The sequence below is a fragment of the Citrobacter sp. CK181 genome (genome assembly GCF_030333595.1).
Lineage (GTDB): Bacteria > Pseudomonadota > Gammaproteobacteria > Enterobacterales > Enterobacteriaceae > Citrobacter_B > Citrobacter_B koseri.
This window is the reverse complement of sequence record NZ_JAOWFN010000011.1, coordinates 357,177-371,334: the sequence shown is the minus strand read 5'-3', so window position 1 is coordinate 371,334 and position 14,158 is coordinate 357,177. Positions and strand designations below refer to the sequence as shown.

General features: G+C 37.6%; 12 protein-coding genes. All 12 read right to left on the bottom strand.

Annotated features, from left to right (window positions below; translation table 11 throughout):
- Positions 1-30: 30 nt before the first annotated feature.
- The 12 genes from wzzB to OGW17_RS05755 all read right to left on the bottom strand — a co-directional run bounded on the left by wzzB (position 31) and on the right by OGW17_RS05755 (position 14,150).
- A complete protein-coding gene (gene wzzB / locus OGW17_RS05810) occupies positions 31-1,014 on the bottom strand; it encodes an LPS O-antigen chain length determinant protein WzzB (protein ID WP_047462644.1) in 984 nt (327 codons plus the stop codon).
- A 146-nt stretch (positions 1,015-1,160) separates the two neighbouring features.
- Positions 1,161-2,327 (bottom strand): UDP-glucose 6-dehydrogenase, encoded by a 1,167-nt coding sequence (gene ugd, locus OGW17_RS05805; RefSeq protein ID WP_049009125.1) that lies wholly within the window; start codon positions 2,325-2,327, stop codon positions 1,161-1,163.
- Between the two features lie 236 nt (positions 2,328-2,563).
- Positions 2,564-3,970, bottom strand: coding sequence for an NADP-dependent phosphogluconate dehydrogenase (gene gnd / locus OGW17_RS05800; RefSeq protein ID WP_012131731.1), 1,407 nt, complete (start codon positions 3,968-3,970; stop codon positions 2,564-2,566).
- 149 nt (positions 3,971-4,119) lie between these two features.
- The gene (locus OGW17_RS05795) at positions 4,120-5,556 is read right to left on the bottom strand and encodes an undecaprenyl-phosphate galactose phosphotransferase (RefSeq protein WP_012131730.1); all 1,437 of its coding nucleotides are present in this window, start codon (positions 5,554-5,556) and stop codon (positions 4,120-4,122) included.
- A 14-nt stretch (positions 5,557-5,570) separates the two neighbouring features.
- Positions 5,571-6,716 carry a UDP-galactopyranose mutase gene (gene glf / locus OGW17_RS05790; RefSeq protein ID WP_071258896.1) on the bottom strand — a complete coding sequence of 382 codons (1,146 nt, stop codon included), beginning with the start codon at positions 6,714-6,716 and terminating at the stop codon, positions 5,571-5,573.
- Positions 6,713-7,462 carry a DUF4422 domain-containing protein gene (locus OGW17_RS05785; protein WP_239663464.1) on the bottom strand — a complete coding sequence of 250 codons (750 nt, stop codon included), beginning with the start codon at positions 7,460-7,462 and terminating at the stop codon, positions 6,713-6,715. The genes glf and OGW17_RS05785 overlap by 4 nt, the downstream gene beginning before the upstream one ends.
- Positions 7,463-7,624: 162 nt before the next feature.
- Positions 7,625-8,683 carry an NAD-dependent epimerase/dehydratase family protein gene (locus OGW17_RS05780; RefSeq protein WP_049009119.1) on the bottom strand — a complete coding sequence of 353 codons (1,059 nt, stop codon included), beginning with the start codon at positions 8,681-8,683 and terminating at the stop codon, positions 7,625-7,627.
- Positions 8,680-9,405, bottom strand: a complete 726-nt coding sequence (locus OGW17_RS05775) for an IspD/TarI family cytidylyltransferase (RefSeq protein WP_065422780.1) — start codon at positions 9,403-9,405, stop codon at positions 8,680-8,682. Before OGW17_RS05775 ends, OGW17_RS05780 begins: the two co-directional genes overlap by 4 nt.
- Positions 9,406-9,413: 8 nt before the next feature.
- The gene (locus tag OGW17_RS05770) at positions 9,414-10,865 is read right to left on the bottom strand and encodes a flippase (RefSeq protein WP_071258898.1); all 1,452 of its coding nucleotides are present in this window, start codon (positions 10,863-10,865) and stop codon (positions 9,414-9,416) included.
- Between the two features lie 4 nt (positions 10,866-10,869).
- Positions 10,870-11,700: a hypothetical protein gene (locus tag OGW17_RS05765; protein WP_139267365.1), complete on the bottom strand. Its 831-nt coding sequence runs from the start codon at positions 11,698-11,700 to the stop codon at positions 10,870-10,872.
- Positions 11,701-12,035: 335 nt separating this feature from the next.
- A complete protein-coding gene (locus tag OGW17_RS05760; protein ID WP_071258899.1) occupies positions 12,036-13,091 on the bottom strand; it encodes a glycosyltransferase family 2 protein in 1,056 nt (351 codons plus the stop codon).
- Complete coding sequence (locus OGW17_RS05755) at positions 13,092-14,150, bottom strand: CDP-glycerol glycerophosphotransferase family protein (protein ID WP_225622031.1); 1,059 nt, start codon at positions 14,148-14,150, stop codon at positions 13,092-13,094. It lies immediately after the preceding gene.
- Positions 14,151-14,158 lie beyond the last annotated feature (8 nt).

Here is a 14,158-nt window from a genome sequence, read left to right as displayed (position 1 = left end):
AAGCGTAGAGCCATCCAGGATAACAATAAATTACTGCGCTTTCTCTCTGTAGTCGCGCAGAGCATTACGCCCCAGCACCACACCTGCACCAATCATCCCGCCCAGTAGCACCGCCAGGACCAGCACAATTGCCTTTTTCGGACTGTCACGACGAACCGGCAGCGTCGGCTTCATGACGTAACGGTAGGCGTGAATGGATGCGGTTTCGATTTTCAGATTTCCGATATCCAGCAAATTTTGCTTGGTCTGATAGTAGGCCCCAGAGAAAACCAGCGGACGCGTGGATTCATGTTCAATCATTGATTTCAGCGCATCACTACCAAGAAGGAACATACTGTCCTGGGTGACATCCTGAGTTTGCTGAATTTGTGGCTTTATCACATTCGCCTGCTCCGCATAACGCAATGCTTCCTGAATTTGCTTGATACGCAAATCTTTTTGCTCCTGCGCGACCACTTCCTGCGTTTTTAACGAGTCCTCAAGCGTAGTTGTCTGCAACTTGATGTTATCTTTCAGATCCGCGTCCAGTTCTTTCGCAACGCTCTCATCTACCTGCTGGATATACTCTGCCAGCTGGCGCTGCGCCCCTTCCGCAGACTCTCCAACGTAAGAAACAGCCAACGGCAATGATTGACCCTTAACAGAAGGAGTAATAGTTAATTCTTCAGGTTCTTCCTGATTATCCAGAGCTGCTGACAATGCGGAAAAGGCGGAGCTAAAGCGACCGATAAAGCCAGTCTGAATATCCGCAACTTTCGGAGCGTTATCGCCATACAAAACGCTCATCGCATTATTATAAGTGGCAATCTGCCCCACATCCGGCTGGGTGATAATGGCGGTAGAGGTCCATTTCTCTTTCGCTACCAGGATGTAACCAACAGCCAATAGAATTGCGACAATGACACACACAAAGATTGTCATTTTTCCGCGCCACAATTGCATCACTAAATCAATCAAATCAATCTGTTCCGGGTCATTACTGCGCCCGGTAGCATTGTTATTGTTCACTGTCATCAGTACCCTAACTAAGAAAATGCTTAAGCTGGAGACAGTGTAGTCATAAACATCGTTAATGCTATAGGATTATTGATAAAATTTACGGATTATTTCAAATACTTTGATAGCCAATCAGGGGCTATTGTAGCCCCAATAACAGAAGGTTAATCACTGCCAAAGAGATCGCGTGTATAAACTTTGTCCTGAACATCCAGCAGTTCAGACGCCATGCGATTGGAGATAATCACGTCGGACTGCTGTTTAAACGTATTCAAATCACGTTCAAGGCGGGAATTAAAGAACGACGTTTCCTTCATAACCGGTTCGTAAATAATAACTTCCACACCTTTAGCTTTGATACGCTTCATAATCCCCTGAATTGAAGACGCGCGGAAATTATCAGAACCACTCTTCATAATCAGACGATAGATGCCCACCACTTTGGGTTTTCTGGACAAGATGGCATCTGCAATAAAATCTTTACGCGTCCGGTTCGCATCCACGATCGCGGAGATAATATTGTTTGGCACTGACTGATAATTCGCCAGAAGTTGCTTCGTATCTTTCGGCAGACAATAACCGCCATAACCAAATGAAGGATTGTTGTAATGATTGCCAATACGAGGATCCAGACACACACCTTCAATAATTTGTCGGGTATTCAGTCCTAAACTTTCCGCATAGCTATCAAGCTCATTAAAGTAAGCAACACGCATCGCAAGGTAAGTATTAGCAAAAAGCTTAATCGCCTCTGCTTCCGTCGAATCGGTAAACAGGGTTGGTATGTCCTGTTTTATGGCGCCTTCCTGTAGCAAAGCAGCGAATCGCTCCGCACGCTCAGAGCGTTCACCAATCACAATCCGCGAAGGATGCAAATTATCATAAAGCGCTTTACCTTCGCGCAGGAACTCGGGGGAGAAAATGATATTCTGCGTATTAAATTTTTTACTCATCGTTGCGGTGAAGCCAACCGGCACCGTTGACTTAATCACCATCACTGCCGATGGGTTAATCTCTGTCACATCCTGAATAACCGATTCTACACTTGATGTGTTGAAATAATTTGTTTTTGGATCATAGTCGGTTGGTGTTGCAATAATGACATAATCAGCATTTTGGTAGGCGGATACCTTGTCTAAGGTTGCTTCAAAATTAATATTCCCGGACGCTAAAAATTGCTGTATTTCTTTATCAACAATCGGAGATATCCGATCATTTAGCATTTCTACACGTTTGGGAATAATGTCTAACGCGGTAACCTGGTGATGCTGTGCGATAAGCAAACCGTTTGACAGACCAACGTACCCGGTTCCAGAAATGGTGATTTTCATTTCACGCTCTCAGAATTAACTTAATTATGCATCATGATGTTTATACATCCTGATAAGATATAAAAGTTTTAACGCCTGAATGAATATTGTGTCAATGAAGGCTAAAACAATTCAGATTTTCTTTATCAGGTTAAACATTAATTATTAAGTTAATATTAAGAAGTAAAAATAAATCAATCAGATTAGGGACAAAAAAAAGCCCGGTGAATCACCGGGCTTTTGATGCGAATCAGGAATTATTCCAGCCATTCAGTATGGAAAACGCCGTCTTTATCAGTACGCTTATACGTATGCGCCCCAAAGTAGTCACGCTGCGCCTGGATCAGGTTCGCAGGAAGAACGGCTGCGCGATAGCTGTCGTAGTAGGCAACAGCGGCAGAGAACGTCGGAACCGGGATACCATTCTGCACGGCATACGCAACCACATCACGCAGCGCTTGCTGATAATCGTCCGCGATTTTCTTGAAGTACGGTGCCAGCAGCAGGTTAGCGATACCCGCATTTTCTGCATATGCGTCGGTGATTTTCTGCAAGAACTGTGCACGAATAATGCAGCCGGCACGGAAGATCTTCGCAATTTCGCCGTAGTTCAGATCCCAGTTATATTCGTCAGAAGCGGCACGCAGCTGGGAGAACCCTTGTGCGTAAGAGACGATCTTACCGAGGTAGAGCGCGCGACGGACTTTCTCGATAAATTCCGCTTTGTCACCCGCAAGCTGCGCTTTAGGTCCCGACAACACTTTAGACGCTGCGACACGCTGCTCTTTCAGAGAAGAGATATAACGTGCAAAAACGGATTCCGTGATCAGCGACAGCGGCTCGCCCAGATCCAGAGAACTCTGGCTGGTCCATTTGCCGGTGCCTTTGTTTGCCGCTTCATCCAGAATCACATCAACCAGATATTTACCCTCTTCATCCTTTTTGGTGAAGATGTCTTTGGTGATATCGATCAGGTAGCTGTTCAGCTCGCCTTTGTTCCACTCAGTGAAAGTCTCTGCCAGCTCTTCGTTAGACAGATTCAGGCCACCTTTCAGCAAAGAATAGGCTTCTGCGATTAGCTGCATGTCACCGTATTCGATACCGTTGTGAACCATTTTCACATAGTGACCGGCACCATCGGCACCAATATAGGTCACGCAGGGTTCGCCATCTTCTGCAACTGCGGCAATTTTAGTCAGAATCGGCGCAACCAGTTCGTAGGCTTCTTTCTGACCGCCAGGCATGATAGATGGGCCTTTCAGCGCCCCTTCTTCACCACCGGAAACGCCAGTACCAATGAAGTTAAAGCCTTCAGCAGAAAGTTCGCGATTACGACGGATAGTGTCCTGGAAGAACGTGTTACCACCATCAATGATGATGTCGCCTTTATCCAGATACGGCTTCAGGGAATCGATAGCAGCATCAGTGCCCGCCCCTGCCTTCACCATTAACAGGATACGACGAGGCGTTTCAAGGGATTCAACAAACTCTTTTACCGTGTAGTAAGGCACTAGTTTTTTGCCTGGGTTCTCGGCAATCACTTCTTCGGTCTTTTCACGGGAGCGGTTGAAAACGGAGACGGTATAACCACGGCTCTCGATGTTGAGCGCCAGGTTGCGCCCCATCACTGCCATACCGACGACGCCGATCTGTTGCTTGGACATTACATACTCCTGTCAGGTGTGGATACCCCGCCGTAAAATGGCGGCGAGTAAAGTGAAGAACATGTTAACTCAGGTTAGAGGCCAGAAGGTAGCAATAGATGTCCTCTTCAGAATGAACTTAATGCACATAAAATGCAGTTTCTGCTACATCAATATGCACCATCTCTATGGAGGACTACCTTCACAGTTTTGAAAAGAATAGCGATGTCATTCCACAGCGACCAGTTCTTGACATACCAGGAGTCAAAGTAGACTCGGGTATCGTAATCCACATCGTTACGTCCACTTACCTGCCACAACCCTGTCATTCCCGGTTTCGCCATTAGATAGTAATCAACATTCTCATCATAGCGTGGTAACTCTTCAGAGATAATCGGACGCGGGCCAACCAGACTCATTTGACCTTTCAGCACATTAAATAACTGAGGCAATTCATCAAGACTGGTTTTACGAATAAATCGACCGACAGGAGTGATTCGCGGATCGTTTTTCAACTTAAAGTCACGCTCCCATTCTTCCCGTGCGGCAGGATCGGAATCAAGGAGCTTTTGTAAAACCTCCTGCGAATTCATCACCATTGAGCGAAACTTATAGCAAGGGAAAAGCTTACCGTGACGCCCTACTCGCATATGACCGTAGATTGCCGGACCACCATCACGGGTAACTTTGTACCAAAGATAAATGAGCAGTGGCGAAGAAATTAAGATAATCAGTGATGAACAGACAATATCGAAAGTCCGTTTAAGGAAACGAGATGTCCGTTTTGCCAGATTATTATGAATACGCAGCAACATGACTTCATGACTAAAGATGAAAGACATATCGGTATTATAAAGTGGTAACCCGCGCAGGGACGGAATAACCGTGACAGAACGGCAGTCCTTCTTCGATAGTTCGCGCAACCAGTTAATGGTCTTATCGCTGTTTTCCATTTCAAAAGCTACAATGAAATGAATATCGCCTGTTTTCTTCATTTCCCAAAGAATATTGGGGTCCTGAAGAACCGGCAGTCCCTGTAGCGTTGCCTCTGTACACTCTTCGTCATAAAATGCGACAACATCAAAGCCAAGCATTTCCTCACTTTGCAGTGCATAATAAGCTTCCACTGCATTACTTCCGCTACCCATAATGACAGTCTTTTTCTTCCAAATCCCAAGACGATTAAGAAGTTGTTTGGTCATTGCTCGGAAAAGCGGCAGCAGAATTAATGCAAACGTCCAACAAAAGACCCATACATACCGAGAAAATTGCCATTTAGAAAAAGCGACCAGCGCCAGATCAAAAACAGCAAAGATCACAATAGTGCGGATAATCTCCTTCAATTCAAACCAAAAGGGTTTGCGATAGGAATAATGTCGCAACCGAACCCAGAACCATCCCACACATATCAAGCTCAGGATGACATGAGAAATTATACGCATCTCCAGTTGAGCATCGGGGATAAAACGATAAAGATCGTTAAAAATCCAGTATACACAACCAATAGAGAGGGCCAGTGATAAGTTAAAAAATATAAAATCCGATGCTGCGAGAAAAACCTTGCATAGCAATGGATTATATTTATTCAAAAAATTATCCGTATCCATGACAACACCTGACGTTAGCGAGGATTTATATTAAATACAGGCATTGGCTCCTGACTCTTTTGACATTCAAGGAATTTATTTGCAACATCAATAGCTTCACGAATAGTGACATCCATATCCAGATAGCGGTAGGTACCAAGACGCCCGACAAAAGTGGTATTGCTTAATTCCATCGCTTTATCCAGGTAGCGATTGAGCAGTTCTTTTTCCTTAACCATACGGATCGGATAATACGGAATATCATCTTCGGTGCAGAAGCGACTAAATTCACGATAACATGTTGTTTTTTCGTGTGACTCCCAGGGTGAGAAATGCTTATGCTCAGTGATTCGGGTATAAGGTACATTTTCTTCGCAGTAGTTGATAACAGCCGTTCCCTGGTAGTCACCTTCTGCTGAGAATTTTTCGAAATCCAGCGTGCGATAACCCAGACGCCCCTCACTAAAGTTAAAGTAACCATCCAGCGCGCCTGACCAAAATACATGCTGGTAGGCCCCACTCTCGGCAGCTGAAAACTCAGTATCTGTTCTTATTTCAATCAGTTCGTGATCAAGAATTTTTCCAACCATATCGGTATAGCCATCTCTGGGCATCCCCTGATACTGGTGGTTAAAATAATTGTCATTATAGTTAAAACGAAGCGGCAAGCGTTTCAAAATACTGGCTGGTAACTCCGTCGGCTCACAACCCCATTGTTTACGCGTATAGCCTTTAAAGAATGCTTCATACAGTTCCCGACCAATCATGCTGATGGCCTGTTCTTCAAAGTTTTTCGGTTCGACAATAGATTTGTCAGCTTTAGATTCGATGAAAGCACGGGCTTCATCCGGACGCATTGTTTTATTGAAAAACTGATTAATCGTATGCAGGTTTACTGGTAGTAAGTAAACATTGCCTTTGTAAATGGCCTTCACACGGTTGATGTAAGGCATAAACTCTGAATACTGATTAACGAAATCCCAAACTTCTTTATCATCTGTATGAAAAATATGGGGACCATAAACGTGCAACATGACGTTGGTCTGCGGATCACGTTCTGAATGACAGTTACCAGCAATATGAGAACGTTTGTCAAAAACAACAGACTCAATCCCTTCCTCTGCTAATAATCTCGCAATAACCGCACCAGAAATACCTGCGCCCACTATAGCAACTTTCATTTTTTACCCCAGAAATGTCGTTTTAATAATCCAATGCCTTTCAGTAAAATATTTTCGCCATCAATATTCACTACTGGCATATATTTAATGCGCAAGCTTTCGCGGTGATGATGAAGCCAGACATTGAAAAGACGTTCTGCCATAAAACCAAAAACACGCTTTTGGTAAGCATCGTAATTTTGGTAATCAATTTTTTTCTCAAGCGCAAAAAGTACCGGGAAAAGCCATTCAAAGTATTCATCGATCAATGACTTTTTACAAACAAACATATTATACAAACTAATTTTTGTCCCACCCATAATAGAGTTAAAATCAGATAAATATTCCGGGTGCTGTAACGCAATCTCATCACGAAGCTGAGTGTAGTCAGACTCATGGTGTGCATGAATGTAATGGCTTTTAATCGATGTGATGTAATAATTTCTCGGTCTGGCAATCAAGATATCAGCTTCTTTCAGCAACGCCATCATCTCTTCTGGTGATGCGATGCGCTTTCCCTTAACCATCAAATCACTTTTAGAAGATGCGAAATAGCGGCGGTAGTGCGCCAAGCCCACAACGTCTTCCTGAGAATTCTTCCAGATCCAGTAGGCAGCAGTGAGTTCACAGAACGATGGATTCAGATGCGTAATATTTTCCTTTGTACAGTCATCCACAAAATGATTGCATATTTTTTCAATACCATTACCCACTTTTATAGGCAAAAATCCATCATTGTCAGGGAAAGCATACGTCTTGTGACTCACAATATAAACCTTCATACAATCAATAGCCTTAAAACTTAGAATTAGCACAAATTGAAATAATATCGGAATCCCGCTAAGGGAATAAAGGATTTCAAATCAAATAAAGTATGACATCAATAAAACTAGTTAAGGAAAACCAGAACAAATATCTCTATTAACATACTACTTATCTATAGATATTTCCCAACTGCTGATCATTCTTTTGAACATGTGTTCAAGATCCGTTGAAGGTTCCCAGCCTAATGCTCGTAGTTTATCTGAGTTAAGTCTCAATTTTACAGTTGGCGCATATCCATAATTGTTCAAATCTTGAGGTATCTGGATATCAACTTTAATTCTATTATCTGCTATTTTTTCGGCAACAAGTTTAGCCATGTTAATAATGCTGCTATGGTCACAAGCAACATTATAACTTTGCCCTTTCTTACCGTTAGTCAAAAGCAATAAAATCGCATATATAGCATCGGCTGTATAACAATAGTTCCCTTCTGACTCACCTGTTGTATGCAAAATGATATCTGAGTTATTCATCGCACTCTTGGCAAATTGTGCAAATACTCGATTATCTGAGAAAGGAACCCCAGCACCAAATGTTTGGGCAAGGCGTGCACTGCAAACATTAATATTGTACTGAGTTGCATAAGCGTTACATAAAGTTTCACAAGCACGTTTACTTTCAGGGTAGCAACTTCTCGGCTTGCTTAAATCAATATAGCCTAGCTTATCCTCCGTCGCATTTTCATAACCTTCTGTCACCTGGCCATAATATTCCATCGAAGAAATGTAGACCATCTTACAATTAGGATTTACCTTGACATAATTTAAAATATTTTTAGTACTATCGAATGCAGTTAGTAGAACCCCAGTTGGATTTTCTACCATTTCTTTAGAGGCAGTAATACTAGCGGCATGTACAATAAAATCAATCTTCTTTAATATATTAATTGGTTCAAGCAAGTCTATTGTAATAAACTCCAAGCAGGAATCAGATATAAAATCTAAAAAAGTTTCTCTCGCCTTATTAAGATTTCTTACACTTGCAAGAACTTTTATATTTGTTCCTAACGTTTTATTTGCATATAGTATACTTTTGACAAGCAAGGACCCTACCAGACCAGTAGCACCTGTAATAAACACAGTAGAATTAGAAAAACTGCCACCCTTAAATATTTTATTTGCGATAAAATCCAAATCTTTTTGTAATATTGTATCTTTAATCATTTCTCATCCCCTCGTTTAAAACCATACAACTGCTCATCTTCTTCTAAAGAGAACATGGCTTTAGCCAAATAAAAATCTTCTTGTGTTGTAATTTTAATATTTTCTGAACCACATTCAACAATATGAAAGTCTGACTCAGGATAATAGTGTTTCACGATGGCACAAGAATCAACAAAAGAGTAATCATTATCCGCTATTGCTTTATGATGTGCAGATTTCAACAAATTAACATCAAAAGCTTGCGGCGCTCTGGCCATATATGATACTTCGCGCTTCAAGACTCCATTAATTTTATGATCTTCAACGGAAACCAAAGTTTCTTTAGCTTTTACGCAAGTAATAGCTATTTTATGTTGTAAAGCTACTGCTATATTTTCCTCTATGAGTTTATTTGTAATGAATGGACGAACGCCATCATGGATTAATACAATACCTTCACTCAACTCTTTTAAACCATTAAATATTGATTGCTGACCAGTCTCACCGCCCGGTACAACTTTGCGTACTTTTGTAATACGATATTGTTCGAGAAGATTATTTAAATAATCCTCCCATCCTTTAACAATTACAACAATTATATTATCTATAGCAGCACAGTTTTCAAAAACCTCTAAAGTATGAATTATAACAGGCTTGCCATAAATCTTTAAAAACTGTTTTGGCAAGTTTCTGGAATTCATTCGGGATCCAGTTCCGCCAGCAAAAATCACCACATGATTCATATTTCCCTCTAACTCTTAACTAACTTGTTTTTAATTTGATTTAATATTGAAAATATGAAAGATTCTTTCATAATTATCAACATTAAAAAATATAAGAAAAAAAACGTACTCGCACTTATAAGGAAAATAACTACTTCATTGAAGTTTATATTATTATTAAGATATATAGAAGCAACACTAGCCAAACTTAAGCTTACTAATAATTTTATATAGCTAATCTTACTAAAAAGTATTCGTGAAAACTTTCTTAGCACATAAATCTGAATTAGAAGGATGCAGAGTTCTGCTATTGCCACAGAGATAGCTGTTCCAACAGCACCTAAATGAGGCATGAGCATAATATTCAGTATCATATTAATAATTGCGGCAAATATAACAGAATAGCAAAGATATTTTTCTTGTTTTAATGGAATTAGCATTTGAATTCCTGTTAAATTAGATACTCCAACAATAAAAATTATAACAGAAAGAATTTTCAGTGGCAGTATAGAACCTTCATAAGCAGGACCGGCAAGGATTAATACGGCAGGTTTTGCAAAGATAATACAGAAAAATACAAGAGGGAGCGACATTATAAAAATAAATTTCATCGATTTTTCTATTACATCATTAAATTTATCTTGCATATTATTTTCAACATAATAGCTTAAACGTGGTAGTAATACAGCACCAAGTGCTGTAATAATACTTACCATAACGTCTTTTATACGGTAAGCAGCATTATAGTAACCAACCTCAGTATTCCCCTGCACAAAACCTAGCATAGCAACACTAACATACACATAAAAAGCAACTGCAATTGTAATTATGAAGAATGTTGCCATAGGTTGAATATGTTTTCTTATATTATAACCTGAATATCTCTTTATATATATTACTTTCTTTAAATTATATAAATTTACTATCCCAGAACCTACAGTCGCAAAAATAATTATAAAGGCATAAGTACTATAGTCTTCTTGTGATTTAATACATAAGAAAATCAGGAAAAATGCTATTAATTTAAAAACTAACGAACGGATTGTGATGTAATAATATTGTTCAACTCCCTTATATAGCCATTCAAATCCAATGATAGTGAATAGAATATTTAATCCAGAAATGAAGAATAATTTCTTTTCTACCCTTAACTCAGGTACTACATAAACAATTAAAAAATAGAGAGCATAAACAATTACCATTAAAAATATGTTTATAGTAATAATTTCATGCACTGTTTTTGAAAGCTTATCTTTATTATCTCTGACTTGAGCACACGCACGTATGCCATAATTAGCAACACCAAATGCAGCTAAAATAGAAAAATAGGATACTATTGAATATGCAAACGCTACTTTACCTGTTCCTTCTGGATTCAAAACTCGTGAAACATAGGGAAAAGTAATCAGCGGAAACAAAAAATTTGAAACCGTAAGAAGCATATTCATTGCAAAATTAAATTTAACCGTTCTTATTTTCATAATTCTACTTAAACACATTTTCCTTATACTTTGCCAAACCATAATAGCCCAAGCATAGTAAAAAAGGATTAAACTCTGGAGACATTAATTGAGGATCAGTGATCGAATGAGCGAATAGAAATATTAGTACAATACCAAAATATTTCTCTCCTCTACTTACAATATCTTTTCCAATTTTAGTATATGCGATCATTACCAGAAAATATATAATCAGTCCATACACTAAAAGTAATTGAACATATGCTGAATCAATATAGAAAAACTTGTTAGTTTTGCTAGCATCTAATATTGAAACAAACTCAACTAAATTGCCAAATAAACTCACATCATATAGTTCAAAACCCCAATGGCCTAAAGCGAGTCGTCCACTAAAAATATCATTTAATTTAGCTAACCAGCTGATAGAAGGATCATAAGTATATTGAAAGTAAATTGCGATAAAACCAAATACAATGAATGAATACTTTGTGAAAAAGCCAAAAATGCGCCCTAGAATAAATGTATTATAACTTACACTCAAGTATTTCAAAAAAATAATAACGATGCAAAATAACGTTACAAGGGCAAATACAGCCCTCGTATCAGTGAGTTCATAAAGAAAATAATTAATAATCAATATAATTATTATCTCACCTAAAAGTACTTTTCCTTTTCTTAAAAAAAACCAACACAATACTAAATGAAAATAAAAATTTGGTAAAAATGTGGGGAAACGATAACCTAATGAATACCTGTAATTACCATCTTCTCTAAAAAGATCAAGATGTGTTTCAGGATAAAGATTTAAAGCATAAGTAAAAAGAACAAATAGCATCCCCAAAAGTGTTGCAAACATAAATGTTTTAATTATCATACTAAATGGTATATGTCTACATAATAGAATAAAAAATAATATCAAAACCCCTTTTCTGAAGTAGATATATCCAACAAAAAATACGATCACTAAAGCGATGTCAATTAATGCACTTTTATTCACTCTATAACTAAACAAAAAGTAAGTAAAAAGCGAAAGAATTATTGCGCCATTAAAATATTTTATAAGTGTATCTACATCGAATAATGTAAAATATTGACTACCGCAGATATGAATAAAAAATACCCATAATAAGTATATAAAGCAAAAAAAATATGAATTTTGCGCAGCCCGATTAAACTTCATCTTATATTCTATTAAGGCTTCATTTTTACAAATATAACAGGTAATTTATTTTTTGTTAATTTTAATATATACCCCACACTAACAAGAATCCATGCTTTATTATAACTAAAAATAGGTTTTAATACTTTCAGTTTTCCAGAAAGGAAATCAATATTTTCAAAAAACCACTTATACTTACTTTCTAACTCGATTTTTTTCACCCATTCAATTTGTTCTGAAAGGGTCAAGCCAGATTTTGGGCTACTATTTCTTTCAACTGCTGATAATAAATATCTAAAAAAACGATTAACTAATAAAGTTTTACTTTTTCCAGTTAACTGTGTTCTACTTTCAATTAATGCCTTCAACATAAAAACTGAATTTTGATGAATATCAAAATAATCAGGAACATATTTCGATGTTAAAGTATTTCCATCTCTTCTTTTTTTATAAAAATAATACGGAGAATTCAGAATATAAAAACTATTTATTTTTTCAAAAACTCGAATATTTAGTTCAAAATCCTCTTTCAAAGCCATTGTTTTACATAGGATTTTATTCCTCAAAAGAAAGTCAGTATTATAAAATTTATTATTCATATAGCCGAATAACATTGTTTCTTCTAAATCAAGAAGGGCGTCAATATAATTATCGGTTACAAATCCTGAGTATTTGCTAAGAATATTTTTTGAATACTCTGATACTCCCTCATTCTCATAATCCTCTCTCATCCCAGAGATAATCACCGGTGGACTGTCTGAATCGATCGCTTCAGAAATATCAACCAGCCAATTTAAATCAAACATATCATCAGGATCTGGAAATCCTACATATTTACCAGTCGCATGGCTCAACCCTACATTACGACTTTCAGACAACCCTAAATTTACTGGATTCTGAATAATTCGCATACGTTGATCATTTATAAGCAGGGATAATTTATTTTTTGTGTCGTCAGTCGAACAGTCCTCAACAAATATTACCTCTATATTCTCGAATGGTTGAGTGACAAGCCAATTGTATATACCATCTAAATATTGAGATACATTATAACAACAGAATACAAGAGTTAACTTTGTAGCAGACATCTAATTAATCCCTAATTTACTTAAAAGCTGAGAAGTTGAATCTATATTTTCATAAGAATTGAACTGTTTATGCATTTTATATATTTTTTCACAATAAACTATGGGAACAAAACGTTTAATAGCATCATCTAATTCTTCAGATGTTTGGCACACATCAAAACCCCATGTTCGAATAGGAGTATAAAAACCTCTCATATCTTCATAGTATTTCAGGTCTGGTGTATATAAAAAGCATGGTTTTTCCAATAGCGAGAAATCCCAAATGGACGAGCTATAATCAGAAATCAGCATATCGGAAATTAAAAGTAATTCTTGCATATCAGGATAGTTTCTCACATCGATATAATTGCAATCCAAGCTACTTTTTAATTCTTGATAATGATGACTCCGTAATAGCAAAGTTGTTTTTTTATTAAACACTCGCTCAATGGTATTCATTATTTTATTAAAGTCAGGAAACTCATATATGCTACCATCATCACGCCATGTAGGTGCATAAAGGATAAGAAAATTGCCTTCTCCAACCCCCTCTATATTTTTTCTTTTAAGATTAATAAAATTTCCGTTATTTTTATTTCTAATCAAAAACTCGTTTCTTGGCATTCCTGTTTTTAATATTCTATTCTTATATACAGAGTCCATAATGAAATACTTTGTAAAATATTCAGAACTAGAAATAAAATCAGTTATCATATCATCATGTTGTATATCCAGTAACTTTTGAAAGCAGTTTTTATCCTGATTCAATGATCTTCTTTTATATGCACCGCCACCATGCCATGTTTGAACAAATCGTTGTGATTTTCTAATGAAGAAAAAACGATTAAAGCCAGTATTGCTAATACAAAACTGGCTTGTTACTACGGCATAAAAATAACGAAGTGAAAGATATTTAACTTTTTTAAATTTCGGATCTAATAAATGCTTTTCAGGTTCCTGAAAAACCCATATCAGCTCATAATCTTTATAATTATCCTTAATATAATCTGATATGTATTTGGGATTACATGAGTATTGTAACCCAGAATAGCTCATGAATATTATCTTTTTGCTATTCATGGGAAACA